The 25,369-nt window shown below is 66.9% G+C and carries 22 protein-coding genes and 2 pseudogenes; 13 read left to right on the top strand and 11 right to left on the bottom strand.

The genetic code is table 11. The features are described from left to right. Positions 1-21: 21 nt before the first annotated feature. Positions 22-633, top strand: coding sequence for a TetR/AcrR family transcriptional regulator (locus ABIC51_RS15165; RefSeq protein ID WP_027790784.1), 612 nt, complete (start codon positions 22-24; stop codon positions 631-633). An 18-nt stretch (positions 634-651) separates the two neighbouring features. Here the strand turns inward: ABIC51_RS15165 and ABIC51_RS15160 are convergent, their stop codons facing one another. Further along, positions 652-1,119, bottom strand: coding sequence for a MarR family winged helix-turn-helix transcriptional regulator (locus tag ABIC51_RS15160; RefSeq protein ID WP_027790785.1), 468 nt, complete (start codon positions 1,117-1,119; stop codon positions 652-654). A gap of 81 nt (positions 1,120-1,200) precedes the next feature. Between ABIC51_RS15160 and ABIC51_RS15155 the strand changes: the two genes are divergently transcribed. Together ABIC51_RS15155 and ABIC51_RS15150 are read left to right on the top strand one after the other, a co-directional pair. Next, positions 1,201-1,569, top strand: a complete 369-nt coding sequence (locus tag ABIC51_RS15155) for a hypothetical protein (protein ID WP_301764556.1) — start codon at positions 1,201-1,203, stop codon at positions 1,567-1,569. An 86-nt stretch (positions 1,570-1,655) separates the two neighbouring features. Further along, on the top strand, positions 1,656-2,273 hold the full coding sequence (locus ABIC51_RS15150; RefSeq protein WP_059693726.1) for a glutathione S-transferase family protein: 618 nt from the start codon (positions 1,656-1,658) through the stop codon (positions 2,271-2,273). Positions 2,274-2,406: 133 nt separating this feature from the next. Here the strand turns inward: ABIC51_RS15150 and ABIC51_RS15145 are convergent, their stop codons facing one another. The 4 genes from ABIC51_RS15145 to ABIC51_RS15130 form a co-directional block, all read right to left on the bottom strand. Next, positions 2,407-3,129, bottom strand: a complete 723-nt coding sequence (locus tag ABIC51_RS15145) for an HAD family hydrolase (protein WP_175852234.1) — start codon at positions 3,127-3,129, stop codon at positions 2,407-2,409. Positions 3,130-3,152: 23 nt separating this feature from the next. After that, the gene (locus tag ABIC51_RS15140; RefSeq protein ID WP_174393311.1) at positions 3,153-4,124 is read right to left on the bottom strand and encodes an ornithine cyclodeaminase family protein; all 972 of its coding nucleotides are present in this window, start codon (positions 4,122-4,124) and stop codon (positions 3,153-3,155) included. A gap of 109 nt (positions 4,125-4,233) precedes the next feature. Continuing rightward, positions 4,234-5,364: a DSD1 family PLP-dependent enzyme gene (locus ABIC51_RS15135; protein WP_175899345.1), complete on the bottom strand. Its 1,131-nt coding sequence runs from the start codon at positions 5,362-5,364 to the stop codon at positions 4,234-4,236. A 133-nt stretch (positions 5,365-5,497) separates the two neighbouring features. Further along, positions 5,498-6,424, bottom strand: coding sequence for a LysR family transcriptional regulator (locus tag ABIC51_RS15130; RefSeq protein ID WP_175899347.1), 927 nt, complete (start codon positions 6,422-6,424; stop codon positions 5,498-5,500). A gap of 230 nt (positions 6,425-6,654) precedes the next feature. On the opposite strand from ABIC51_RS15130, the gene ABIC51_RS15125 reads away from it, so the two are divergent. After that, the gene (locus ABIC51_RS15125) at positions 6,655-7,509 is read left to right on the top strand and encodes a hypothetical protein (protein WP_060064914.1); all 855 of its coding nucleotides are present in this window, start codon (positions 6,655-6,657) and stop codon (positions 7,507-7,509) included. A gap of 27 nt (positions 7,510-7,536) precedes the next feature. Here the strand turns inward: ABIC51_RS15125 and ABIC51_RS15120 are convergent, their stop codons facing one another. Beyond that, complete coding sequence (locus ABIC51_RS15120) at positions 7,537-8,451, bottom strand: NAD(P)/FAD-dependent oxidoreductase (protein ID WP_124840268.1); 915 nt, start codon at positions 8,449-8,451, stop codon at positions 7,537-7,539. Positions 8,452-8,590: 139 nt separating this feature from the next. Between ABIC51_RS15120 and ABIC51_RS15115 the strand changes: the two genes are divergently transcribed. From ABIC51_RS15115 to ABIC51_RS15100, 4 genes are all read left to right on the top strand, one after another. Next, positions 8,591-9,031, top strand: coding sequence for an Rrf2 family transcriptional regulator (locus ABIC51_RS15115; protein WP_042974024.1), 441 nt, complete (start codon positions 8,591-8,593; stop codon positions 9,029-9,031). A 250-nt stretch (positions 9,032-9,281) separates the two neighbouring features. Then, complete coding sequence (locus ABIC51_RS15110) at positions 9,282-9,872, top strand: DUF2760 domain-containing protein (RefSeq protein WP_175899349.1); 591 nt, start codon at positions 9,282-9,284, stop codon at positions 9,870-9,872. Continuing rightward, the gene (locus tag ABIC51_RS15105; RefSeq protein WP_027790795.1) at positions 9,869-11,710 is read left to right on the top strand and encodes an Hsp70 family protein; all 1,842 of its coding nucleotides are present in this window, start codon (positions 9,869-9,871) and stop codon (positions 11,708-11,710) included. Before ABIC51_RS15110 ends, ABIC51_RS15105 begins: the two co-directional genes overlap by 4 nt. A gap of 5 nt (positions 11,711-11,715) precedes the next feature. Further along, positions 11,716-14,466 carry an Hsp70 family protein gene (locus tag ABIC51_RS15100; RefSeq protein WP_354006532.1) on the top strand — a complete coding sequence of 917 codons (2,751 nt, stop codon included), beginning with the start codon at positions 11,716-11,718 and terminating at the stop codon, positions 14,464-14,466. Positions 14,467-14,596: 130 nt separating this feature from the next. Here the strand turns inward: ABIC51_RS15100 and ctlX are convergent, their stop codons facing one another. Both ctlX and ocd read right to left on the bottom strand, forming a co-directional pair. Continuing rightward, positions 14,597-15,598, bottom strand: coding sequence for a citrulline utilization hydrolase CtlX (ctlX, locus tag ABIC51_RS15095; protein ID WP_136469378.1), 1,002 nt, complete (start codon positions 15,596-15,598; stop codon positions 14,597-14,599). A 59-nt stretch (positions 15,599-15,657) separates the two neighbouring features. After that, positions 15,658-16,737: an ornithine cyclodeaminase gene (gene ocd / locus ABIC51_RS15090; protein WP_175899353.1), complete on the bottom strand. Its 1,080-nt coding sequence runs from the start codon at positions 16,735-16,737 to the stop codon at positions 15,658-15,660. Between the two features lie 296 nt (positions 16,738-17,033). Between ocd and ABIC51_RS15085 the strand changes: the two genes are divergently transcribed. Further along, positions 17,034-17,465 (top strand): Lrp/AsnC family transcriptional regulator, encoded by a 432-nt coding sequence (locus ABIC51_RS15085; RefSeq protein WP_006479718.1) that lies wholly within the window; start codon positions 17,034-17,036, stop codon positions 17,463-17,465. 18 nt (positions 17,466-17,483) lie between these two features. On the opposite strand, the pseudogene ABIC51_RS15080 reads toward ABIC51_RS15085, so the two are convergent. Continuing rightward, a pseudogene (locus tag ABIC51_RS15080) lies at positions 17,484-17,742 on the bottom strand (hypothetical protein); the annotation flags it as partial. A 402-nt stretch (positions 17,743-18,144) separates the two neighbouring features. On the opposite strand from ABIC51_RS15080, the gene ABIC51_RS15075 reads away from it, so the two are divergent. The 4 genes and pseudogenes from ABIC51_RS15075 to ABIC51_RS15060 form a co-directional block, all read left to right on the top strand. After that, positions 18,145-22,926, top strand: a complete 4,782-nt coding sequence (locus ABIC51_RS15075; RefSeq protein ID WP_175899355.1) for an RHS repeat-associated core domain-containing protein — start codon at positions 18,145-18,147, stop codon at positions 22,924-22,926. Further along, entirely contained in the window at positions 22,896-23,381 is a 486-nt protein-coding gene (locus tag ABIC51_RS15070) for a hypothetical protein (RefSeq protein ID WP_175862817.1), read from the top strand. Before ABIC51_RS15075 ends, ABIC51_RS15070 begins: the two co-directional genes overlap by 31 nt. Before the next feature lie 17 nt (positions 23,382-23,398). Continuing rightward, positions 23,399-23,677: an RHS repeat-associated core domain-containing protein gene (locus ABIC51_RS15065; RefSeq protein ID WP_175862850.1), complete on the top strand. Its 279-nt coding sequence runs from the start codon at positions 23,399-23,401 to the stop codon at positions 23,675-23,677. A gap of 383 nt (positions 23,678-24,060) precedes the next feature. Further along, a pseudogene (locus ABIC51_RS15060) lies at positions 24,061-24,171 on the top strand (Lrp/AsnC ligand binding domain-containing protein); the annotation flags it as partial. 59 nt (positions 24,172-24,230) lie between these two features. Here ABIC51_RS15060 and ABIC51_RS15055 read toward each other — a convergent pair. After that, entirely contained in the window at positions 24,231-24,824 is a 594-nt protein-coding gene (locus tag ABIC51_RS15055) for a peroxidase-related enzyme (RefSeq protein WP_124840264.1), read from the bottom strand. Continuing rightward, positions 24,821-25,351, bottom strand: a complete 531-nt coding sequence (locus tag ABIC51_RS15050) for a CMD domain-containing protein (protein ID WP_175899357.1) — start codon at positions 25,349-25,351, stop codon at positions 24,821-24,823. The genes ABIC51_RS15055 and ABIC51_RS15050 overlap by 4 nt, the downstream gene beginning before the upstream one ends. Positions 25,352-25,369: the final 18 nt, after the last annotated feature.

Below are 25,369 nucleotides of genomic sequence, written 5' to 3'. Positions count from 1 at the left end.
GGCCAGCATGGCCGGGTCGGGATGAAAAAGGAAACAGGTACACCAGGGAACGCGCCCGATACGCGCGAACGCATTCTGCAAACGGCCAGCGAGCTGTTCTACCGGGAGGGCACGCGCGCGGTCGGCGTGGACCTGATCGTCGCGCAGGCGGGCGTGGCGAAGACGAGCCTCTATCGTCACTTCGCGACGAAGGACGACCTGATCGAAGCGTTCCTGCTGCGCGAGGACGCCGATTTCTGGGCGCATTGGGATGCGGTGGCCGCGCAGTACCGGCGCACGCCGCGCGAGGAACTGGATGCGCAGCTGCAATGGATCGGTGAACGCATCGCGCGCCCCGGCTATCGCGGTTGCCCGCAGATCAACATCGCCGCCGAATACGCGGACGGCAATCATCCGGCCCGCAAGGTGGCCGTCGCGCACAAGCAGGAGCTGCGGCGCCGGCTGACCGAACTGGCGGGCGCGATGGGCGTCGACGAACCGGAAACCTTCGCGCTGCGGCTCGCGACCGTCATCGACGGCGCGCTGAGCAGCGGGCAGGCGCTGCATGCGCACGGGCCCGTGGCCTTCCTGCAGGAATTCGCCCAACTGCTGTTGCCGAAGAAGGGCCGGAAGCAGGCCGGCCTGCCGCGGTAAGTCGCGCGCCGGTTCCGTTCAGCCGCGTTCGGCCGGATCGACGGACAGCACACGCAACTGGCCGCGCAACTGATCGACTTCCCCCGGTGCGAACGGCCGTTCGATCTCGGCATGCGTCTGCTGCCACAGCGGAAATGCCTCGGCCAGCAGGTCGTGGCCGGCCTGCGTCAGTTCGAGCAGACGGCTGCGCCGGTCGTCCGGGTCCTGCGCGATCGTGACGAGGCCGCGCCGCTCGAGCGGTTTGAGCGCGGCCGTGAGCGTGGTGCGATCCATCGCGAGCACCGATGCGACCGATTTCATCGGCGCCGGCTGCGGCCGGTTCAGCGACATCAGCAGCGAAAACTGGCCGTTGGTGAGGTCGAGCGGGCGCAGCACATCGTCGAAGATCCGCGCAAGATTGCGCGCCGCGCGCTGCATGTGCAGGCACAGGCAGCAATCGCGCACCATCAGCGTCGTTTCGAAAGGGAGCTTTTCTTTTCGTGCCATGTTGCAATTGTGTTGATATCAACCTATCGTGTCAAGGTCGAGGCGCGGCAGTCCGTCGTGCCCGTCACCGGAGGAGGCGGCATGAGTGCTCAACAGCAGTTGTATCTCGCGGTATTTCTCGGCGCCAAGGATAGCCCGGCCATGAAGGCCTGGCTGGCGTTGCCGGAAGACGAGCGGCGCACGCGCGAGCGCGACGGCATCGCCGCGTGGCATGCATGGGTCGACCGCAATCGCGACGCGATCGTCGAGATGGGCGGGCCGCTCGGCAAGACGAAGACGATCGATGCGGCCGGCGTCACCGACACGGCGAACGCGATGAGCGGCTTTACCGTCGTGCGGGCGGCGTCGCACGACGCGGCGGCCGCATTGTTCGAAGGCCATCCGCATTTCACGCTGTTCCCGGGTGTGGCGATCGACGTGATGCCCGTGCTGGAGATTCCCGGCGCGTAAACGACGAGCGAGGCCAGGCGTTGCGGATCGGCGAGGCGCCGTGGCCGGCATGCGGAAATTTCCGACATTCTGGATGGAGACTGGCGATGAAGCTTTACGGATTTGCCGGCACCCGCACTCAGCGCGCGCTGTGGGGGCTGAAGGAGCTGGATGCCGACTTCGAGTTCGTCTCGGTGAACCTGCTCCAGGGCGAGCACAAGCGGCCCGAATTCCTGCGCCTCAATCCGGCCGGCAAGGTGCCCGTGCTGGTGGACGGCGACCTCGTGATTCCCGAATCGGCCGCGATCGTGCTGTATCTCGCGGACAAGTACCCGGAGAAGGCGCTGCTGCCGGTCGATCTGGCGCTGCGCGCGCAGGCCTACCGGTGGGTGATGTTCGCGGTGACCGAGCTCGAGCAGCCGCTGTGGCGGATCACGCGGCATTCGTTCCTCTATCCGCCGGAGAAGCGCTCGCCGGCCGACATCGAGCTGGCGCGCGAGGATTTCAGGACGATGGCCGCGATTCTGGACAAGCATCTGGAAGGGCGCGAGTTCATCGTCGGCGACACGCTGACGGTGGCCGATTGCGTGACGGCTTACCTGATCGACTGGGCCGGCGAATGCAACCTGATCGAATCGTTCCCGCAGTTGCGGGCGTACCTCGAACGGCTGTATGCGCGGCCGAAGGCGCCGCAGCGGATCGCGGACGCGCGCAAGGCGGCGTGAGCGTGCGGCGGCCGGCCATGGGACGCATCGGCCAGGCCGGCCGTTCCGTTTGCGCAGTGGGCGGATGCCTGCCGGCCGTGTGTCATGGCGGTAATGCGTGCGTCGCGCGCGCAGCGCACGCAGGCGCTTGCGCTCACGCTACGTCGTCAGGCCCGCCGAGCGCGCGACACAGCATCGACAGGTCGTTGAGCGTAAGGTGCGGCGCGGCGGCCTGCTGCTGCACACGTTCCGGTTCAGGATGCGTGTCGCGAACCACCCACGCTGCCTGAAGCCCCGCTTTCAACGCACCGACGATATCGAGGTGATAGTCGTCCCCGACGTGCAGCAGTTCCGCCGGCTGCACGTCGAGCGTTTCCGCCGCCGCATGGAAGATCCCGGGCTCCGGCTTCGCGACCCCGAACGCCTGCGCGCTGAGCGTCGCGCGAAAGTATTCGCCGCCGCCGGTCATTTGCAGGTCGGCGTTGCCGTTGGTCACCGCGATCAACGGAAACCGCGCGCTCAACCACGCGAGCGCGGGCAACGCATCGTCATAGAATTCGACCCGGTTGCGCGCGGCAAAGAACGCCGCGTACGCGTGCTCGGCGAGCGCGACATCCTCGTTCGCACGCTCCAGCGCAAGCCGGATCGATCCGATCCTCATCGCGCGGAAATCGCCGGCGAGCCCGGGGCACAATCGTTCGTATTCCTCACGCAACCCGCTCAGCGCCTGCTGCGTGGACAGCACGCGCGCGGTGCCGGGCGCGTGCTCGATCAACCATGCGTGAAGCGCCGCTTCGGCCCGTACGACGGCCGGCCCGAACGGCCACAGGGTGTCGTCCAGGTCGAACGAGAGGGCGGAAACTTTGGCGAGACGCATGGCGGTTGACGAGAGGGTTTCGTTTACCACGGCCACGGAATGGAAATTCCGGTGCCGTTTTCGAGGGCCTGTCGATACAGGAAGCGGGCGACGGTCAGGTCCTGAAGCGCCAGCCCGGTCATGTCGAAGACGGTGATCTCGTGCGGCGCGCGGTCGACCGACGCGGTTCCGGCGAGGATGTCACCGATTTCAGTGCGTGGCAAATCCGGCGCCCACTGGCACTCGCCGATGCTGCGGGCCTGATCGTGATCGTCCACGACGATGCGCGCGCGTTCCAGCACGCCTGCCGGAAGCTCGCGCTTGCCGGCCGTGTCGGCGCCGACGCAGGTCAGGTGGGTGCCCGGCCGAACCGCATCCGCATCGAACAGCGCGCCGCCGCCCGGTGTGGCCGTGATGACCACGTCGCTATCGGCCACCGCGTCGTTCCGGTCGCGTGCCACGCCGATCGTGCATCGCTCCCGGAACGCCGATTCGAACTCCGGGTCGGGCTCGCCGCTGACGTTCACGTACCGCACCGTGCACCGTTGCGGCAGCAGCCCGAGCGCGTAGTCGAGCTGGACGCGCGCCTGCACGCCCGTGCCGAACACGCAGATTCGCGTGCTGTCGCGACGCGCGAGCAGTTGCAGCCCGAGGCCGCCGGCGGCACCGGTTCGCGCGGTGGTGATCGCATTGCCGTCCATGATGCACAGCGGGCGGCCAGTGGCCGGATCGAACAGCGCGACGGTGGCCTGATGCGGTTCGCCGCCGAGCGCCCGGTTCCCGGGCCAGAACCCGGCCGCCTTGAAGCCGAGCAGTTCCTGGCGCGCGACGTCGCCCGACTTGATCCCGAATACGCCGCCCGTGTGCAGCTTCTCGCGAACCACCGGAAACACGCGCCCGGCCCGTTGACTGTGCAGCACGAAGGCTTCGCGAACCGCCGCCGTCACTTGCGCGGCCTCGAGGGCGGGTTCGACGGCATCGCGGTCGAGAAGCAGGAGTCGGGCGTCTGTCGGCATGTTCGGGCAAGCGTTTTCGGCGCAATGCAAAAAGATAGCGTTTAAATTTTGTCCAGATTTGGACAAATAGTCAATGCGTCGGCGACACGGTGCGGGTGCGCGGTTCGGCTCACCACCCGTAGAAGCGCGGCCACGCCTGCGCGCTGCCGTCGTCGCCGATCGCCTGATACTCGGGATGTTGCGCACCGGTGGCGCACGCGTGATTCGGCAGGATGCGCAGGCGGGTGCCGATCGGAAACCGTTGCGCGATGCCGGAGTCGGGCGCGCTCGCGCGCGACACGATCCCGTGTTCCTGGTTGGCGGCGCTCATCACGTAGTCGCCGAGCACGTCGCCGTGTTCGGTGCAGACCTGCCCGTAGCCGAAATCGCGCGCCTGACGCTGCGTGCCGCGGTCGCGGCTCATCGCCATCCAGCCTGCGTCGACGATCGCCCAGCCTTTCTCTTCCTGGTGCCCGATGACGGTGGTCAGTACCGACAGCGCGATGTCGGACAGGTCGCACACGCCGATGTTGTGCATCACGAGGTCGAACATCACATACACGCCGGCACGCACCTCGGTGACGCCGTCGAGGTGTCGCGCCGCGAGCGCGGTGGGTGTCGAGCCGATACTCACAACCGGGCAGGGCAGCCCGGCGGCCCGGAGGCGTTCTGCCGCGCGCACGGTGCGGCTGCGCTCCTGTTCGGCGATGGCCGCCAGCGCTTCGGGCGTGCTGTATTCGTAGCTCGAGCCCGCGTGCGCCAGCACGCCGCCGAGCACGAGCCCGCCGTCGACCAGCGCGCGGCCCACGTCGATCAGCAGGCCGGCGTCGGGCGGGATCCCCGAGCGGTGGCCGTCGACGTCGACCTCGATCCACACTTCGAAGCGCTCGCCATGCGCGCGCCCGAATTCGGCGATCGCGTGTGCAGCCGGCAGGCTGTCCGTGACCAGCTTCAGGTCGCAGCCCTGCCGGCGCAGCGCGAGCGCCTGGCCGAGCTTCGCGGGCACCATGCCGACCGCGTAGACGATGTCGCGGATACCGTGCGCGAAAAACTGTTCGGCTTCCTTGAGCGTCGACACCGTGACGCCTTGCGCGCCCGCGGCGATCTGGGCATCGGCGACGTGCGTGCATTTGGTGGTCTTGACGTGCGGACGGAACCTGACGCCGAGTGCATTCAGATGTGCCTGCATGCGGCCGATGTTGTGACGCATGCGGCCGACGTCGATCAGGGCGGCCGGGGTGTTGAGGGTTTGAAGATCCACGATGCGTTGCCTCGGAATGTTGCCGGTGCGAACACTGTAGAGGCGTCGACGGGCCGCGTGTTTAACGCAACGCTAATCCGGCATTAAACACCGTTTAATCGACCGGATCGCGAGAACCCGAACCCGGCGCAACTCATGCCTTGCCGCGCCACGGCGGCGGGCTCAGCAACCGCGTCGCGGCTTCGAGGAATACCCGTTGCCGCGCGGAACGGCCGGTGCGCGACGGCAGCAGCGCCGTGACCGGCGCGGGCGGCAGGTGCCAGTCGGGCAGCAACCGGACGAGCCTGCCGTTCGCGAGCAGCGGAGCGACGTCCCACTCGGAGCGCTCGACGATCCCGAGCCCGGCCAGCGCCCATTCGGTGATGACGGTGCCGTCGTTGGAGGACAGCGCGCCGGTGACGCGGATCACGGCGGACCGGCGTGGGGCACCCTTGACGTCGCCGCCTGACGAGAAGCGCCACCGCGGGATGTCCTCGTCGTTCTCGCGCAGGCACAGGCAGTCGTATCGGGCCAGGTCGGACGGATGGTTCAATGCCTCGATGCGACGGGCATAAGCAGGGCTCGCGCACAGAAATCGCTCGTTGGGCGCAAGCGGATAGCCGATCCACGACGACGACTTGAGGCTGCCGACGTGCACGACCACGTCGGCCCCCGACGCGCTGGTCAACGGGCTGTCCGACAGGTGGAGCGCGATGTCGAGTTTCGGGTGCGCGCGCTGCAGGTCGCGCACGATCCGCGCAACGTACTTTCGCCCGAAGCCGAGCGGAGCGACGACGCGCAGCGTGCCCCGCACGTCGCCGTGATCGCCTGAAATGCTGACCGGCAGCGCGTCCACGCGCTCGAGAATGTCGACGGCTTCCTGGTACAGCCGTTGCCCTTCGTCGGTCAACGCGACCCCTTTCGGTTGCCGCACCGCGAGCCTGGCGTTCAAGCGCGCCTCCATCCGCTGCAGGCGGATCGTGACCGCGGGCGGCGTGAGATCGAGCAGCCGGGCGGCGGAGGCCAGCGAGCGCGACGTACCGATCGCGCGTACGAGCCGAAGGTCGTCGAGGTCGAGCATTTCGTGTCTCTTAATGTGAACGATGCAGGGCATTAAACCGCATATCACGCGTCGTAGCCATCGCGGCGGCGGCGCGGGCGACATGGCCGGTGTCGACGGCTTAAAGAACGGTCGCGTTGCGCCGATATAGAGACGACGTCCGGCTTTCTGTGCAGCGTGTCCAGACCAGCACGGTGCATGCCGTGGAAGGCCGGGACCTATTCCAACGAAAAAATGGAGCCTCTCACCTTATGAAGTCCGTCTTTACCCGTCCCCTGGCAGGCCGCCTCGCAATCGTCGTCGCGGCCGCTTCGCTCGCCGCGTGCGGCGCGACGAACCCGCTTCAACAGGCCGGCCAGGGGATCATGGGCGCGCTGACGTCCGATGCGGGCCGGACCGACGTGTCGAGCCAGAAGCCGGTCGTCCTGAAGATTCCGAACGATCCCGGCATCCAGCCACGCAAGGTCGCGCCGTATTCGACGGTCATCGTCCGCGATGTCGGCTACGACAGCCGCAGCGTGCAGGTCATCGCGAACGCGCAGTACTACCGGCTTCGCTTCGAGAACCTGACGCCCGGATCGTTCGTCGTCCATGCGCGCACGGACAACGGGGTCGCCGGGTCGGGCGTGAAGTACGACGTCAACTTCAACGTGCAGGAATCGCCGAAGGGTTATCAGGTCGCGTTTCAGCCGATGACGCGCAATGCCTATCAGCAGGGGCTGATCGGCAAGTTTCCGGTGCCGAACTTCAACGACGCTGACCTGCGCACGCAGTTGACGTCGCTGCAAATCGTCTACCGTTTCGAGGTGGATTCGCCGTACAACTCGGAATCGGTGACCGCGAACTTCATGCGTCTCGCGCGTCCGATGACCGCGCGGCAGGGCTGGGCCGATCCCGTGACGGGCAAGATCTACAGCAGCTACTTCGTGTCCACGCTGCATGGTCGCGACATGACGTATGTCACGCAGGTGTATCCGTACCACAACGGGTCGAAGGCGGTGATCACGGCGGTGATCACCGGTGTCGAAACCGCGCCGGATACGGTCGACTTCGGCGTGCTGATCAACGATGCGCGCCACATGCTCGAGAGCATCGCGAAGTCCTGATCGTGTGCCCCGGGGCTGCGCGCCGCGTCACGCGCGCAGCCCGACAATCAGCGACCGATGCGCGGCGACCCCGGCCATCACGCCTGACGCCGACGCGAACGTCGCGTTCGTCATCGGCGTCGACGCGTCGCCGGCCACGAACACGCCGGCGACGTTCGTCTCTTTCCCCGCATCGACGCGCACGACAGGGCCGAGCGGCCCGTCGTCGAATGCACAGCCGAGCTGCTGCGCGAGATCGCTCGCCATTGCCGTACGCGCGCCGACGAACAGCGCATCGATCGGCACGACCTGCCCGTCGGCGAGCCGCAACGCTTCGATACGCGGCGCGTCGCCCAGGATTTCGACGACCGGCGAGCGCTCGATGCGTACGCCGCGCGCGTCGAGCAACGCGGCTTCTTCGTGGTTCGCTTCGACCACGCCCTGCGTGAACCACGTCGTCGGGCCCCAGTCCGGAATCAGGATCGCCTGGTGCACGGACAGCGGATGCGTGGCGAGCACGCCGAGCCGCCGGCCGCTCACCTCGTACCCATGGCAGTACGGACAATGCAGCACGCTGACGCCCCAGCGTTCGGCGAGCCCCGGCAGCGCGGGCAGTTCGTCGCGGATGCCGGTCGCGAGGATCAGCCGGTCGGCGCCGGCCCGGCTGCCGTCGGCCAGCGTCACGTGGAAGCGGCCGTCCGCATCGCGTTCGGCCGTGCGCACGTCGCCTGCGATCCGCTGCACGGTCGGATACGCGGCGAGTTGCGCGGCGGCTTCCTCGACGATCTGCGCGGGCGGCTTGCCGTCCTGCCCGAAAAAGCCGTGCGCGTGCGCGGCAAAGCGGTTGCGCGGCCGGCCGGCGTCGATCACGAGCACGCGGCGGCGCGCCCGCGCAAGCTGCATCGCGGCCGACAGCCCCGCAAAGCTGCCGCCGATCACGATCACTTCATGATGGTCATGCATGCACCCGCTCCTTTCCTGAACCTGCGTGAATGAAGGACGTGTTCCGATGGCATCCAACTCATGAAACACGAGAAGTTGCATGATAGGGCGGTGGTATCATTCACGCAACTTCAAAAGTTTCGAGAGAGGGGCGCCGCCCGTGAGAACCGATAGCCGTTTGTCGCGCATGCTGCACGTGCTGATCCACATGGACCAGGCCGACGGCCCGCTGACGTCGGAGACGATCGCGACGATGCTGGGCACGAACCCGGTGGTCGTGCGACGCCTGCTCGGCGGTTTGCGCGACCACGGCTACGTGCAGTCGGAGAAGGGGCATGGCGGCGGGTGGGCGCTGAGTGTCGCGCTCGACGACATCACGCTGCTCGACGTCTATGGCGCGGTGGGCGAGCCGCCGCTGTTCTCCGATCTCGTCACCGACGACGAGGCCGAATGCCTGGTCGAGCAGGCCGTCAACGCGCACCTGTCGGCCACGCTGAAGGAGGCCGAGACGACGCTGCTCGCACGCTTCGGCGAAGTCACGCTCGGCATGCTGTCGCGCGATTTCGAAGCGAAGGCGGCCCGGCGGCGCAAGCCGCGCTGACGCGCCGCAGCATCGCGGCCGGGCACGGCCGCCGTGCGCGCCGGCGCGGCCGAAACCGTCGCGCCGCGATGTTCTGTCCCCCAACTTCTGCCCGGTTCGCCCGCCACAGGGCAAAATACGGGTTTTCCGCACCCGCGAGGGCGCGACCGAATCACGCGCCGGACGGCGGCAGTGCGCAATCCGCACGCCGCCGCCGGGCGCCCAGGCAAGATCGCTCGCCGTGTCGCGAGCCCACAGGAGTCCAGACCTCATGCCCGAATCCAACCTGTCCTTCTTCGGCCGGCTGTCGCTTGCCGTCGGCACGTTCTTCTCCGTGCTCGGCAATCGCGAGTTCGCGGCCGGCGTGCTGCGCGTGCGCGACGGCGCCCCGGCACCGGTCGCGCCGACCCCGGCCCCGGCTACCGCGCCCGTTGCGCCGGCCCCCGCCCCCGTGAAGGCGCCTGCTCCCGAGCTGCGCGAAGCGAGCCCGCAGGCCGCGCTGCAACTGCTCGGCCTGCTGCAGCGCGACGCGCGCTTCATCGACTTCGTCGAGGAAGACATCGCCGGCTATGCGGACGCCGAGATCGGCGCGGCCGCGCGCCTCGTGCACGACGGCTGCCGTGCCGCGCTGCGCGAGCACTTCACGATCGTGCCGGTGCGCGACGAAGCCGAAGGCAGCCGCGTGACGCTGCCGGCCGGTTTCGACGCGACGGCCGTGCGCGTGACCGGCAACGTGGTCGGCTCGGCGCCGTTCACGGGCACGGTCAGCCATCGCGGCTGGCGGGTGGCCGACGTGCGCCTGCCGAAGCTGACGGGCAGCCACGACGCCTCGGTCGTCGCACCGGCGGAGGTGGAACTGTGAGCGATCCGCGCTATTCGATCGGTATCGATCTCGGTACGACCCACTGCGCGCTGTCGTATGTCGACAGCGCCGCAAGCGACGGCGAAACCATCACGCAGCAGGTGCTGCCGATCGCGCAGCTCACCGCGCCCGGCGCGCTGGAGTCGCGCGACCTGCTGCCGTCGTTCCTCTACCTGCCGCATGAAAGCGAACTCACGCAGGGCGACCTGACGCTGCCGTGGACGGCCTCGCGCGGCTTCGCCGTCGGCGAGATGGCGCGCACGCGCGGCGCGGGCACGCCGATCCGCCTCGTGTCGAGCGCGAAGAGCTGGCTGTGCCACCCGGGCGTCGATCGCCGCGCGGCGATCCTGCCGAGCGATGCGCCGCCGGAAGTGTCGCGCGTGTCGCCGCTGGAAAGCTCGATCCGCTACCTGACGCACCTGCGCGAAGCGTGGGACCACGCGCATCCCGACGCGCCGTTCGCCGACCAGGACGTGACGGTCACGATCCCCGCGTCGTTCGACCCGGCCGCGCGCGAGCTGACGGCCGAGGCCGCCCGCGCCGCCGGCTACTCGCGGATGACGCTGCTCGAGGAGCCGCAGGCCGCGCTGTACAGCTGGATCCAGAAGAGCCAGGGCGGCTGGCGCAAGCAGGTGCAGGTCGGCGACCTGATCCTGTGCGTCGACGTCGGCGGCGGCACGACCGACCTGTCGCTGATCGCGGTGGTCGAGCGCGACGGCAATCTCGAGCTGCATCGCGTGGCGGTCGGCGAGCACATCCTGCTCGGCGGCGACAACATGGACCTCGCGCTGGCGCACGTCGTCGCGCGCAAGCTCGCGCAGCAGGGCACGCAGGCCGATCCGTGGCAACTGCGGGCGCTCACGTACGCATGCCGTTCCGCGAAGGAAACGCTGCTGTCCGATCCGTCGACCGACGCGGTGCCGCTCGTCGTGCCGAGCCGCGGCTCGAAGCTGATCGGCGGGTCGATCCGCACGGAGCTCACGCGCGCGGAACTCACGCAGACGATCCTCGAAGGCTTCTTCCCGCAGGTCGACGCAGCCGCGCGCCCGGTGAGCCGCGCACGTGTCGGCCTGACGCAGCTCGGCCTGCCGTATGCGCAGGATGCGGGCATCACGCGCCATCTCGCGGCGTTCCTCGGCCGCCAGGTCGCGGCGCTCGACTCGCTCGAGGGCGTGCAGCGCACGCTGCCGCAGGGCGCGACGTTCCTGCACCCGACTGCCGTGCTGTTCAACGGCGGCGTGTTCAAGTCGACGCTGCTCACGCAGCGCGTGCTCGATACGCTCAACAACTGGCTCGCCGCCGAAGGCGCGCCGCCCGCCCGCCTGCTCGAAGGCGCGGATCTCGATCTCGCGGTCGCGCGCGGCGCCGCGTATTACGGCTACGTGAAGCGCGGCCGTGGCGTGCGCATTCGCGGCGGCACGGCGCGTGCGTACTACGTCGCGATCGAATCGGCGATGCCCGCGGTGCCGGGGCTCGAGCCGCCGGTGCAGGCGCTGTGCGTCGCGCCGTTCGGGATGGAGGAAGGCTCGGACGCGGCGCTGCCGCCGCAGGAGTTCGGCCTCGTCGTCGGCGAACCGGTGCAGTTCCGCTTCTTCGGTTCGTCGGTGCGCCGCCAGGACCAGGTCGGCACGCTGCTCGACTACTGGTCGCCGGAAGAGCTGCAGGAGCTCGAGGAAATCCAGGCGACGCTGCCGGCCGAAGGGCGCACCGTCGGCGAGGTCGTGCCCGTGAAGCTGCATGCACGCGTGACCGAAGCCGGCACGCTCGAACTCGAGGCGATCCCGAGCGGCACGAACGAGCGCTGGAAGGTCGAGTTCGACGTGCGCGGCGCCGCCTGAGCGCGATGAAGCGTTATACGGTCGGGATCGACCTCGGCACGAGCAATACGGTCGTCGCTTACGTCGAGGCCGGTTCCGACGCGATCCGCGTGTTCGACGTCGAGCAGCTGGTCGGCCCCGGCGCGGTGGCCGCGCAGCCGCTGCTGCCGTCGGTGCGCTATCACCCGGCGGCGGGCGAGCTGCCGCCGGACACGTTGCGGCTGCCGTGGACGGTCGCCGCGAAGGCAAACGCGAGCGCGGCCGCCGATCCGCCGGCCGTGATCGGCCGCTACGCGCGCACGCTCGGCGCGCAGGTGCCGGGCCGGCTCGTCACGAGCGCGAAGAGCTGGCTGTCGCACGCGTCGGTCGACCGGCTCGCGGCGATCCTGCCGTGGGGCGCGGCCGACGGTGTCGAGAAGGTGTCGCCGGTCGACGCGAGCGCGAGTTATCTCGCGCACGTGCGCGATGCGTGGGACGCGCGTTTTCCCGATGCGCCGCTCGCGAAACAGGACGTGATCCTGACGGTGCCCGCGTCGTTCGACGACGGCGCGCGCGCACTGACGGTCGAGGCCGCGCGACGCGCGAAGCTGCCCGCGCTGCGGCTGCTGGAAGAGCCGCAGGCCGCGTTCTACGACTGGCTGTACGGCCAGCGCGACACGCTGCGCGACACGTTTGCCGCCGCGCGGCGCGTGCTGATCTGCGACGTCGGTGGCGGCACGACCGACCTCACGCTCGTCGATGTCGCGCCGGGCGACGACGGCGAGCCCACCTTCACGCGTGTCGGCGTCGGCAACCACCTGATGCTCGGCGGCGACAACATGGACCTCGCGCTCGCGCGCCTGGTCGAGACGCGGCTGACCGAGCCCGGCACGCGGCTGTCGGCCGAGAGCCTGTCGCAGCTCGTCGAGCGCTGCCGCGCGGCGAAGGAGCGGCTGCTCGGCGACGATGCGCCGGCGTCGGTCACCGTCACGCTGCTCGGCGCGGGCAGCAGGCTCGTCGGCGGCGCGCGTTCGGCCGAGCTGACGCGGCAGGAAGTCGAGCAGATCGTCGTCGACGGGTTCTTTCCGCAGGTCGAAGCCGGCGAGCTGCCGCGCCGTGCGCGCGCCGCGATCGTCGAATTCGGGCTGCCGTATGCGAGCGACGCGGCCGTCACGCGGCATGTCGCCGCGTTCCTGCACCGCCATGCGGACGGCCCGCTGCCCGACACGCTGCTGCTCAACGGCGGCGTGTTCCGCGCGGGCGCGCTCGCCGGCCGTCTCGCGCAGACGCTCGGCGCATGGCGCGGCGCGCCGCTCGACGTGCTGCACAACGCGCATCCGGACGTGGCCGTCGCACGTGGTGCCGTCGCGTACGGGCTCGCGCGCGCCGGGCATGCGCCGCGCATCGGCGGCGGGTCCGCGCGCAGCTATTTCCTCGTGCTCGACGACGACGCGGCCGATTCCGCCGCGCGCGGCGTCTGCCTGCTGCCGCGCGGTGCGGAAGAGGGCTGCGAGATCCGGCTCGACGATCGCACGTTCGCGTTGCAGCTCGGGCAGCCGGTGCGTTTTCACTTGATGTCGACCGTGGCCGAGACCCCGTACCGGCCCGGCGATCTCGTCGATCTCGACGGCGGCGATTTCGTGCGGCTGCCGCCGATCGCGACGGTCGTCGACGCGAAGGCGGGCGGCGACGCACGCGAAACGCCGGTGAAGCTCACCGCGTCGCTGACCGAGGTCGGCACGCTCGAGATGCATTGCATCGCGACCGACGACGCGGCGCGCCGCTGGAAGCTCGAATTCCAGTTGCGCGGCGATGCGCCGGTGCACGGCGACGACGCCGCGCCCGCGCGACATCCGCGGCTCGATCAGGCGATCGAGCTGATCGAGCGCTCGTTCGGCAGCAAGGCCGCAGGTGTCGCGCCGAAAGACACGCGCCGGTTGCGCGCACAACTCGAACAACTGCTCGGCGCGCGTGAAGCGTGGGACGTCGCGCTCGCGCGCGAGCTGTTCGACGCGCTGCTCGCGCGCGCACGCCGCCGCCGCCGTTCGGCCGATCACGAGCGCGCGTGGCTGAACCTTGCCGGTTATTGCCTGCGTCCGGGTTTCGGTCATCCGCTCGATGCCTGGCGCATCGAGCAGCTGTGGCCGCTGTTCGACGACGGGATCCAGTACGTGACCGACGGGCAGGTGTGGTCGGAGTGGTGGACGCTGTGGCGGCGCGTGGCCGGCGGCCTCGACGACGATGCGCAGACGCAGGTGCGCGACGCGATCGCGTTCCTCGAACCGTCCGACGACAAGCGGCGCAAGCTGCCGTTCGATCCGGGCAAGGTCGGCCCGGCCGACATGACGCGGCTGTCCGCGTCGCTCGAACGGCTGCCCGTCGAGCGCAAGGTCGAACTGGCCGAACGCCTGATCGCGCAATTGCAGAAGCCTGCCGAGCGTGCGCTGTGCGCGTGGGCGCTAGGGCGCATCGGTGCGCGCCGGCCGTTTTACGGCAGTGCGCACAGCGTCGTGCCGGCGGAAGTCGCCGGTGGCTGGCTCGATGCGCTGTTCGCGCTCGACTGGAAGCAGGTCGAGCCGGCCGCGTTTGCCGCTGCGCAGATTGCGCGGATGACCGGAGACCGTTCGCGGGATTTGCCGGATGTGACGCGCGACGCGGTAATCAAGCGCCTGTCGGCTGCGAATGCATCGTCGGCGTGGATCGACATGGTGCGTGAAGCGATCGCGTTCGACGAAGCCGACACGGTGCGCGTGTTCGGCGAGACGCTGCCGGCCGGGTTGAAGTTGCTGGCGGGGTGAGCGGCGCTCTGGGGCGACGGTATCGTCCGGATGCCTGAGCATGCCGTCGATGCTCACGTATTCGGCGACCTTGAAAAAACGGCTGCCGATGCATCGGCGGCCGTTTTCGTTTGTACGGATCGTGCGCCGGTCAGACCTGCGGCATCGCCTCACGCAACGCTGCGGCCGACTCCACGGCGATCACATCCGGCGCAACGGCGCGCCGCGCGAGATGAATCCCCGCGAGCATGCAGCGTACCGACCCGCCGGCCAGCTCGATCGTCGGCACGTCGAGCGGCAGCAGCCGCGCGGAGCGCTCGATTACGGTGCGCTGGTCGCGCGTGAGGCAATCGAACGCGCGCCGCGACAGCGCGAGCACACGCCCATCCTTGCCCGACAATTCCAGCGTATTGCCCGCGAAATTCGCGATCTGCGAGGGATCGAGCGCGATCACCGCGCGCCCCGTTTCGGTCAGGCGTTGCGCGATTTCGCCGCGACGCCGGCTGTCGGCGATCAGGTCGAGGCCCACCATCGCGAACTCGGTGGCGACGCTCATCATCACGTTCGTGTGATAGATCGCGCGCCCGTCGGCATCGGCCGTGTCGAAGCAGATCGGCTCGAAATTGAAGTGCGTGCAGAAGCGTTCGAGCGCGACCGGATCGGCGCGGCGCGAGCGCGCGGTGTAAGCGATCCGCGCGACGTGGTCGAGCACCATCGCGCCGGTGCCTTCGAGGAACACGTCATCGTATTCGAGGCCCGAGTAGTCGATCACGTCCTGCACGCGATATTCGGCCTTCAGCATTTCGATCACGTCCGCGCGCCGCTCGCGGCGGCGGTTCGGGCTGTACATCGGATACAGCGCGACATGGCCGCCCGGGTGCGTCGAGAACCAGTTGTTCGGAAATACGGAGTCGGGCGTGTCGCGCTCGCCGTGGTCGTCGAATACATGCACGCGCACGCCCGCATCGGCGAGCGTCTGCGCGGCGGCCGTGACTTCGTCGCGCGCGGCGGCCGATACCGACGGCAGGTCGGGCGCGCCGTTGCCGGCCGTGCGCTGGAAGGCGTTGTCGGCCGCGGTCTGCGGGTTCGGCAGGAAGCGGTGCGGCCGGATCATCACGACGGCGGCCGGCGCCTGGATCGATACGAGATTCATGACAGGCAGGAACGAAGGGCAGGAAAACGGGCGGCGCACCGGCCGCCCGGGCATCGCGGTCAGCGCGCGAACGCGGCGACGGCTTCGGTCACGTATGCCGCGTGACCCTGCGTGATCGCGGCCGGGTCGTCGATCAGCGCGAACAGGTTCTTCGGGTCGACGGCCGGCGGAATCAGCGCGATCTCGACGCCCGCGTTGTGCTGCTGCGCGAGCGCATACAGGTAGCGCAGCGCCGAATAATCCTCGAGCGCGAAGCCGACCGAGTCGAACACCGTGACTTCGTCCGCGCGTTCGCGGCCGGTCGTCTCGCGTTGCAGCACGCGCCACAGCTCGGTGACGGGGAAGTCGGCCGGCATCTGCTGAATCTCGCCCTCGATGCGCGACTGCGGCTCGAATTCGACGAACACGCGGCCCGCATGCAGCACGCCCGCTTCGAGCTCGGTCTTGCCCGGGCAATCGCCGCCCACGGCGTTCAGGTGCATGCCGGGCTCGATCATGTCGGCCGTGACGATCGTCGCGTATGCCTTGTCGGCGGTGACGGTCGTCACGATGTCGGCGCCGCGCACGGCGTCGGCGGTCGATGCGGCACGCACGACGCGCAGTGCCGGGTACGCGGCGAGGTTCCGCACGAGCTTGTCGGTCGCGCGCGGATCGACGTCGAACACGCGGATTTCGTCGATGCCGAGCAGCGTATGGAATGCGATCGCCTGGAATTCGCTCTGTGCGCCGTTGCCGATCAGCGCCATCGAGCGCGCGTCGGGGCGGGCGAGTACCTGTGCGGCGAGCACCGACGTGGCGGCCGTGCGCAGCGCGGTGGTGAGCGTGAGTTCGGCGAGCAGCAGCGGGTAGCCGGTGTCGACTTCGGCGAGCGCGCCGAACGCCATCACCGTGTGCATCCCGCGCGCGGCGTTGACGGGGTGGCCGTTCACGTACTTGAACGCGAACAGCGATGCGTTCGCGACGGGCATCAGTTCGATCACGCCGTCGCGCGAGTGGCACGCGACGCGCGGCGACTTGTCGAAGTCGGCCCAGTGCAGGTAATCGGCGCGCAGCGTGTCGACGAGTTCGCGCAGGAACGTCGTGACGCCGGTTTTGGCGATCAGTCGGGCGGTGGCGGGAACGTCGAGGAAGCGGGTCATGCGTCTGTCTCCATGTTCTCAGTGCCGGTACGGATGTCCCTGGCGTTCTGGTCGACCGGGCGGTGCTTCGGCGCGGCTCGGGCTTGCCGGAAAGCGGCGGCGCGGCGTGTCCGGCCGGTCGATACGTCATTATTTCCGCGAGTCGAGCCAACAAAAAGACAGCAAAAGTGGCAGATTTATCGATAGACTTGGCAGAATGCCAACCCGATCTGGCACTTTGTCAGGTTTCGCTGGCGCAGAATGCGCAGCCTCCGGCACGCTGGCGGCCGGTTCACGTTCAACAGGAAGCTCCGCCCATGATCACGCTCGACGATGTCGACCGGCAGCTCATCGCGCTGCTGCGCGACAACGCGCGACTGCCCGTCGTCGCGCTGGCTAAGGAACTGCGCGTCGCGCGCGCGACCGTGCAGAACCGGCTGACGCGGCTGGAGAAAAACGGCGTGATCGTCGGTTATACGGTGCGGCTCAAGCCGGCGGCGGAACGCCACCGGATCCGCGCGCTGATGTCGATCGCCGTGCAGGGCAACCGCGGCGCGGAAGTGGTGAAGGTGCTGCGCGGGCATCCGAACGTCGCATCGATCCACAGCACGAACGGGCGCTGGGATCTCGTCGCCGAGCTGCATGCCGATTCGCTCGAGCACTTCGATCGCGTGCTCGGCGCGATCCGGTTGATCGACGGGATCGCGAATACCGAGACGAGTATCCTGCTGTCGACGCACAAGGCGTAGTCACCGACGTGCATCGCTCCGTATGGATACGGCATTCAACTGGAAGCCGTCCGAATGCGCGTCGTTCAATCGCAGTGATCCACAATTCACGCTGATCACCGCCATGTTGCCGCACGAGCGCGGGCAACGGGCCATCCTGTAATTCGTTCCATTCGGTATGCTGCGCGGCCCACGGGAACGCATCGAATACCTGCGTGAACGACGGGTAGGCCGTCGCTCCTTCGGAATCCAGCTGGTTGTAGTCGTAGCCGACTTTCTGAGTCGAATAGGTCAACATGGTGCGCCACCTCGTGGCGCGCGTCGTCCTAAGCGCATCACTCTACCGCTGAGTTGCGGTGCGCTTCTCGATATCCGCCGCATCGCACCTTGAGCGCGGAGGAAGGGGAGGCAGATCATCCCCTACTGGACATATGGACGAAGCAGATGGCATTCACCGACACAGCCCTGAGGGCACTCAATCCGAGGGGCAAGATCCACATCGTCAACGACGATCGTGGATTGAATTTCGTACGAGTTGCGGAATTTCGGCATGAATTTTCGGTGTCGTCTCATATCCCCGCCGTTGATCAATGCCCATGCTGGCGTCTGAAGAAATCCATGTACATCCACATTTGCTGAGGGCTTGCGGCTAACCTGGTTTGCCGTACCGTAGCCGCAGGTGCTCGGCTTCGGGAGATCTATGGCAGGCCAGACATCCAGCACTTCCACCAACGCATCCCGTGAGCGTTCAATCTCGGTTGCCCCGCTCAACCAGATCCAGTTGGGCGACGTGGCCCTCAGCATTTCGGCGTTCGACGAGTGGCTCGGCGCAATCAGCCATGGCAGCGTGAACCTGGACCGTCTGCGCACCGTCGCCGGGAATTTTCCCGCCGTTCTCAACATCCTGAACCTGGCCGATCTGCTCGGCGATATCGTCACCCTCACGACCCACCCCGAACCTCACGCCCCTGACTGGTTGAGCGTCAGCCTGAACCTGATCGGCCTGATGCCCGAGCCGGGTACCGCCGCTGCCCGCATGATGCTGCGGCCCACCCTGTTCCTGGCGCGGCAGGAACTCCTGCAGGCCAGTAATGGGCTGGTGGGCGAGGCGGCACTGCGCACCCTGACCGCCAACCTGAACAACAGCATCGAGGGGGAACTGGACAACCTCGCGCGACAGGTGCAGTCAAGACTCCCCGCTCTGCTGGACGCGGCGGCCGCCTTCGGCGAAAGCCTGCTCTCTGACCTTGCGAACGGCCTGGAGGCCCTGGCCCGGATGAAGCCTTCTGCGCCGGCCACCCTGGGGGCAAGCACATCTGCAACGACCGAACTGCGCGATCCAGCCGCTGCGTTTTCCAACCTCTACGACGCAGCCTATCAATTCCTTCGCCGCAACGCGGCTGCCCGCCCCCCTCTCGAACAGAGTTCGTCCCCCGAGTCGCCGGCGCTGGTCAGCACCAACGCTCAGGCATTGCGCCAGTTCGCCGCATTGTTGGGCAAGCAGGTGCGGCAACAAGGCAAGGCCACGCAGGCAGGCTGCGTGGGGTGGGTTGCAGCAGGATTGCTCCGCTCGCTTGATGCCCGGAAAGCGGGCGCCGGGCAGAGTGCCAGCATCAAGCCCGACGCGACCAGCATCGCTGGACGCCAGATCCCCGGCGAGTCCCTTGATGTACGGGTCAAGGAGCGGCCCGCCGAGCAGGACGCCAATCTGTGCAAAAACGGCGCACCGTCGGGCAGCGGCGGCAGCATCAGTTTTGCCACGGGCGCCGAAACCCGCTCGCACACTGACTTCGCGCTGCCGGGCCCGTTCCCCCTTGCCTGGTCGCGCACCTACCGCTCCAGTCTGGACGCCTACGACCACGACGAACTCGGCGCGCGCTGGATCACCCCCTGCACCACACGCATCGACGTGCAAGGCGACGGCCTGCGCTATCACGGCGCCGACGGCCGCAGCCATGACTACCCGTTACCCAAGGTCGGGCAGTTCCATGAGGATCGCATCGAAGACCTCCTCCTCGTGCGCGCAAGCGACCACCAGCTCGTCCTGTGCCGCGGCTACGAGCGCCGCGAAACCTACCAGCGCCACGGTGAGCGCTTCCTGCTCGTGCAGGTCGAGCTGCGCGGCGGCGCGGGCCTGCTGCTGGGTTACGACCACCGCGTGGACGAGCGCGTCGTGTTGTCGGACCTGGTCACCTATCAGGACGACCCGAGCCAGCCGCACACCCACCTGGGCACCGACGTGGACGCCCATGGACGCATCATCGGCCTGTGGTTGATGGGCGAGGACGAGCCCCTGCGACGCCTGTGCCTGTACCGCTACGATGAAGCGGGCGACCTCACGCTGGCCCAGGACGAAAACGCCGAGGTCTGGACCTATCAGTACCAGCACCACCTGATCACCCGCTACACCGACCGTACCGGCCGCGGGATGAATCTGGAATGGCAGGGCGAAGGCCCCGACGCTCGTGCCGTGCACGAGTGGGCCGACGACGGTAGCTTCGAGGTGCGGCTGGAGTGGGACTCGAACATCCGCCTCACCTACGTCACTGATGCCCACGGGCAGGAAACACGGCATTACTACGATAGGCTCGGGTACACCTACCGCATCATCCATCCGGACAAACGCTCCGAGTGGTTCCTCCGCGACGATGCCAAGAACATCGTCCACCACATCCGTCCCGATGGCAGCGACGACCGTTACGCCTACGACGAGAACGGCAACCTGCTCGAACACATCCGGGCCGATGGCACCACCGTGCACTACGCGTGGGATACGAAAGACCAGCTCATCAAGATCAGCGATGCCGAGGGCGGCCTCTGGCTGCGCGACTACGACACGCGCGGCCGCCTGACTGAGAGTATCGATCCGCTCGGCAACAAGACCGAATACGCCTACAACCCGATGGGCCTGCCCATCGGCATCACCGACGCCAGCGGCAAGACCAGGCAGCTCGAGTACAACGCCAACGGCCAGCTCACGCGCTACGTCGACTGCTCGGGCAAGGCCAGTACGTGGGCCTACGACGAACGCGGCCAGATGATCCAGTTCACTGACGCGGCCGGACAGGTTACCCGCTATCGTTACGAGGCCGGCCAGCTCGCCGCCATCCGCCACCCGGACAACAGCGAAGAACACTTCGAGCGCGATGCCGAAGGCCGCCTGCTGACCCACATCGACGCGCTGGGGCGGCGCACCGAATGGGACTACACCGAGGCCGGGCTGCTCGCCAGCCGGGTGGACGCGGCCGGCCAGACCCTGCGCTACCGGTGGGACAAGCTCGGCCAGCTCACCGCGCTGCGCAACGAGAACGGCCGCGATGCCGAATTTCACTACGACCCGATGGGGCGCCTGCTGGCCGAAACCGGCTTTGACGGCGTGACCACGCGCTACGAGTACGAAGAAGCAACCGGCAAGCTGGCGCGGGCCATTGACGGCCAGCGCATCACCGCCTACACCTTCGACGCCATGGGCCGTCTTGTAGAACGCCGTGCGGCGCTGCAAACCGGCGATGCCGAACCGGGAGAGAAGGATTGGCAGCGCGAGCAGTTTGCCTATGATTTCAACGGCAACCTTGCGCTGGCGACCAATGCCGACAGTCGCCTGCAATGGTTCCACGACGCGGCCGGCAACCTGGTGCGCGAGCACCAGCACTACATCTGCCTGGGCAAGCCGCTGGTGGCGGTATGGCAGCACGAATACGACGCGCTCAACCAGCGCACGGCCACCGTGCGCCCGGATGGGCACCGCGTAAGCTGGCTCACCTACGGCAGCGGCCATCTGCTGGCCCTGCAACTGGACGAGCGCGAACTGGTCAGCTATGAGCGCGACGACCTGCACCGCGAGGTGGCGCGCCTGCAAGGCAACCGCCTGCTACAGACGCAGCAGTGGGACGCCATGGGTAGGCTGAGCGAGCAGGTGCTGGCGCGCGACACGCTCCAGCCTGTGGGGCCGGCCGCGCAGACCGGTGGCGGCAGCCGTCTGCTGGTGCGCCGCTACCGCTACGATGCCAGCGGCCAGCTCACCGATATCAACGACACGCGGCGCGGCCAACTGGCCTACCGCTACGATCCGGTGGGGCGGCTGCTGGAGGCACAAAGCCGCCTCGGCCATGAAACCTTTGCGTTTGACCCGGCCGGCAACCTGATCGACCCGGCAGAGCAGCGCGAGGCCGAGCGCCAGCGCATGCCGCGCATCAAGGCGCTGGACAACCTGCTCAAGCAATACGCCGGTACCCACTACCAGTACGACGCGTGGGGCAATCTCGGCAAGCGCTGGCACCAGGGCAAGGAAAGCCGCTACGCCTGGGACCTGTTCGACCGGCTCACACACTACGAGGATGAGCGCCTTGCGGTCGATTACACCTACGACGCCCTCGGCCGGCGCCTGTCGAAATACAGCAAGGCCCACTACGAGGAACGTCGCGAGGCCGGCCCGCACTGGAACCGTGCCGAACGGGTGAAGCGCAACAGCGACCTGCAATGCGGCTTCACACTCTACGGCTGGGACGGCGACACGCTGGCGTGGGAAAGCAAGATCGCCGACGAGGATGGCTTCGGCGCGCGCACCACGCACTATGTCTACGAGCCGGGTAGCTTCGTGCCGGTGGCGCAGGCGGTGAGGCAGGACGCCATCCTTCTGCTTGACCAGCCCGAGTACGGCGACTACTACCGACAGGACGAAGACCCGCTGTGGATGCCACCACCGCCCGCGCCACCGATAGATGGCTTAGCCTGGTATCAGTGCGATCACTTGGGCACGCCGCAGGAGCTGACCGATGAGCACAGCGAGATTGTGTGGAGTGCGGAGTATCGCGCGTGGGGCGTGGCGCAGGAGACGATCCGTAAAGCGCCGGGCAAGGCATCCGTCGCGAACCCGATCCGGTTCCAGGGGCAGTACCATGACCACGAGACGGGTCTGCACTACAACCGGTATCGGTACTACGATCCGGAAGTGGGCCGGTTCGTGAGCAAGGACCCGATGAGGTTGGCCGCTGGTATAAACCCGCACGCGTACGCGCCCAGCCCCGTCAGATGGGCTGACCCTTTGGGCCTCGACTACGGAATTGGCATTGATCCCGCGGCAGCTGGTGGGAACGGGCACGCGACACTCTATTTCCAGAATGAGCGTGGAGCTTGGTTCGCTTTCAACCAAGGCGCTGCTGGCGAAACATCGTCTGGCGGGAACATCGGATTCTTGACGGGTTCAAATGCGCCTGCCGGTGTTAGCATCGAAGCCATTGCAATGCCGCCGGATGGGACGCTTATGTACAAAACCACAACAGATCAAGACAGGGCAATTGCCATGTGCGCCAATGGATCAATGGATGCTCACAATTCTGGTGAACGAAAATACAATCTTTATAGAAATAATTGCAAAGACTCGGTGGTTGATGTGTTGGGCTGTGCCGGCATAAATGTCCCCAATCCAACGTTCACATTTAGACCTAACTCGTGGATAAAGCTTCTTTCTCCCCAAAAGTGATGCCTAGTAGAAAACCATCTTGGATCGCCGTATCTTTTGCGTTCTTCTTCCTCGCGCCGTCGGCATCTGGATATTCTGAAGAGGTGAGCATGCTGCAGTCCACGGAAAAATTTGGCGGAACAGAAATTCATGTCGAGATAGAGGGCGGAAAAGCATATCGAGAAGCCGAAATGGATAAGGCACTGGTATACGGGAAGATAAAGATAAGTGATTCAAGTGCTGGTGCGATCAACATAAAGGCCAACCTCACTTGTGTATCAATATCGATTAATCAAGTTCGGAGCGAGAGAATTTATATCGACAGCGTGGCGCACATTCTTCCGGAAAATTATTTGATGAATAATGGCGAGGCCAAAGTGTATTGGAAAATGGAAAGGTTTGTGGACGTCAGCAAATCGAACGGGTCACTTTCAATCAGTTTAAAGAAGGGTTGTTCGCTATTTCCATCCAGATGACGCGGTAACGGCGCTGCATTCCAACCGGTACCGGTACTGCGATCCGGAGGGAGGCGGAGCGGTTTGTTAGCGAGGAGCCGATCGGATACGCCGGAGGCATCAATGTCTACGGCTATGCAAATGGAAACCCGGTAAGCGATGTCGATCTTATTGGTTTGGCTGCTTGCAATGTGCTATTTCCAGACTATCCAATCGAGTATGCAAACGGGAAGTCTAGTACTTGGCTCGGTGGCCATGGTGGAGTGTTGACGTACAGTTCTGCAGGTGTGACGTGGTATTACGAGTGTGGGCGCTAAAATCCTCACAACACAGAAATTATCGGAGAAAAACTTCCGGCAGATTCTGGTAATGTTCACGGAATTAATGTGCCTGATATCTTTATTGGGGCGGGTTTCCGACGGAAGAGTCGTTGTCAAAAATCAAAGATGTGTTATCGAGAAAGGCTGGGAAAAACTCTAGAGTTGAGCTCAAATGCGATGCCGAGGTGGATGGTAGCAAGGTGGTGGCCTACGTAACCAGTATCGCTGGCAACTCTGAGCGGAAGGGATATAGTGGGTGCCATGGAGTGCAGACTATTGGAAAACATTTGCTGCCGATTTGATTGCGGGGCGTTAGCGACCGCGCCGAAGCCCACCAGCAGCCGGAGCCTTCTGGCCTGTCAGCGCGTCGTACCGATCCCGTGCATGCCGATTCGCTCGAGCACTTCGATCGTGTGCTCGGTGCGATCCGGTTGATCGACGGGATCGCGAATACCGAGACGAGTATCCTGCTGTCGACGCACAAGGCGTGACGCGGGCGGCGCCTGCGTCAGCCCGTGTTCGGGTTGGGTCGGGCGTCAGGCGCCAGGCATCAGGCGAGTGGCGCCGGTTCCGGAAACACCGGCTCGCCCAGCGTCAGCATCAACCGGTTCGCCCACGCGAAGATCGCGACCGCGTGCGACAGGTCGAGAATCTCCTCATGCGTCAGCCCTTCGGCTTCCAGCGCGGCGACATCGCTCGCGTCGACCGTTTCGGGCCGCTCCGTCAGCGCGATCGCATAACGCACGATCGCGCGTTCGCGCGCCGTCGTGCCGGCCGTCGCCGGATCGTCGAATACCTGCTCGATCGCGTCGGTGCGTTTCGCGAGCTGCGTGAAGCGCTGCGCATGCACGGATGCGCAATATACGCAGCCGTTCACGCGCGACACGGCCGTGCTGGCCAGTTCGCGCTCCGCGCGCGACAGCCCGCCGGGGCCGTACATGATCGCGTTGAACACGCCCGAGCGTTGCCGCAGGATCTCGGGCAGGTGGACGAGCAGCAGGTAATAGTCGGACGTCTTCGCTTGCGGGTGGCTCGCGTCGAGCACGGCCAGTTGCTCGGGTGTCGCGGCATCGAGCGAAACGGTGTCGAGCCAGGCGCGCCAGCCGAGCGTGTCGGACGTGAAGCCGTGAGCGGTCGTCGTCATGCGGCCTCCGTTGCGGTACGTGCCTGAAGCGCCTGCGCGGCGACGGCGACGCGCAACTGGTAGGCGACGAACGCCACGAGCTGCGACAGCGCGACGATCGCGGGCGTCGTGAGCCCGGCCGACTTCAGTGCGTTGAGATCGGACGGGCGCGCATCGACAGGGGCGAGCGTCAGCAGGCGTGCATGCGCAAGGATCGCGCCGATGCGTCGAGGCAGCGCGTCGAACGCATCGGCGTCCGCGCGTGCGATATCGTCGAGCGTGCCGCCCGCGTCGATCAGCCGTGCACGATAGGTGTCGGTCAATGCCGGCGCCTTCGACTTGTGCGCGACATACCGGGCCGTGTGCAGTCTTTCGATCAACGAAAGATCGGGCAGTGCGGGATCGAACAGGGCAGCCTCGCTCAGCCGCGTATGAAGCAGCACCTTTTCGCGCGCGCGGCGCAGTGCGGCGATCGCGTCGCCGTCGCGCAGGCCGGCCGCCGCGTCGATCGTGTCCGGCGCATCGGCCGGCCTGATGGATTCAGTCATCGTTCGGGATTCCTTGGT

Origin of the sequence: Burkholderia sp. 572 (assembly GCF_040545135.1) — a bacterium.
In the GTDB taxonomy this organism is placed as follows: Bacteria; Pseudomonadota; Gammaproteobacteria; order Burkholderiales; family Burkholderiaceae; genus Burkholderia; species Burkholderia cepacia.
This window is presented reverse-complemented; position numbering and strand designations above follow the sequence as displayed.

Bases quoted from the DNA above. Each gene is read 5' to 3' on its own strand.
- ABIC51_RS15165 (WP_027790784.1), top strand. From the start codon at position 22: ATGAAAAAGGAAACAGGTACACCAGGGAACGCGCCCGATACGCGCGAA.
- ABIC51_RS15160 (WP_027790785.1), bottom strand. From the start codon at position 1,119: ATGGCACGAAAAGAAAAGCTCCCTTTCGAAACGACGCTGATGGTGCGC.
- ABIC51_RS15155 (WP_301764556.1), top strand. From the start codon at position 1,201: ATGAGTGCTCAACAGCAGTTGTATCTCGCGGTATTTCTCGGCGCCAAG.
- ABIC51_RS15150 (WP_059693726.1), top strand. From the start codon at position 1,656: ATGAAGCTTTACGGATTTGCCGGCACCCGCACTCAGCGCGCGCTGTGG.
- ABIC51_RS15145 (WP_175852234.1), bottom strand. From the start codon at position 3,129: ATGCGTCTCGCCAAAGTTTCCGCCCTCTCGTTCGACCTGGACGACACC.
- ABIC51_RS15140 (WP_174393311.1), bottom strand. From the start codon at position 4,124: ATGCCGACAGACGCCCGACTCCTGCTTCTCGACCGCGATGCCGTCGAA.
- ABIC51_RS15130 (WP_175899347.1), bottom strand. From the start codon at position 6,424: ATGCTCGACCTCGACGACCTTCGGCTCGTACGCGCGATCGGTACGTCG.
- ABIC51_RS15125 (WP_060064914.1), top strand. From the start codon at position 6,655: ATGAAGTCCGTCTTTACCCGTCCCCTGGCAGGCCGCCTCGCAATCGTC.
- ABIC51_RS15120 (WP_124840268.1), bottom strand. From the start codon at position 8,451: ATGCATGACCATCATGAAGTGATCGTGATCGGCGGCAGCTTTGCGGGG.
- ABIC51_RS15110 (WP_175899349.1), top strand. From the start codon at position 9,282: ATGCCCGAATCCAACCTGTCCTTCTTCGGCCGGCTGTCGCTTGCCGTC.
- ABIC51_RS15100 (WP_354006532.1), top strand. From the start codon at position 11,716: ATGAAGCGTTATACGGTCGGGATCGACCTCGGCACGAGCAATACGGTC.
- ctlX (WP_136469378.1), bottom strand. From the start codon at position 15,598: ATGAATCTCGTATCGATCCAGGCGCCGGCCGCCGTCGTGATGATCCGG.
- ocd (WP_175899353.1), bottom strand. From the start codon at position 16,737: ATGACCCGCTTCCTCGACGTTCCCGCCACCGCCCGACTGATCGCCAAA.
- ABIC51_RS15085 (WP_006479718.1), top strand. From the start codon at position 17,034: ATGATCACGCTCGACGATGTCGACCGGCAGCTCATCGCGCTGCTGCGC.
- ABIC51_RS15075 (WP_175899355.1), top strand. From the start codon at position 18,145: ATGGCAGGCCAGACATCCAGCACTTCCACCAACGCATCCCGTGAGCGT.
- ABIC51_RS15055 (WP_124840264.1), bottom strand. From the start codon at position 24,824: ATGACGACGACCGCTCACGGCTTCACGTCCGACACGCTCGGCTGGCGC.
- ABIC51_RS15050 (WP_175899357.1), bottom strand. From the start codon at position 25,351: ATGACTGAATCCATCAGGCCGGCCGATGCGCCGGACACGATCGACGCG.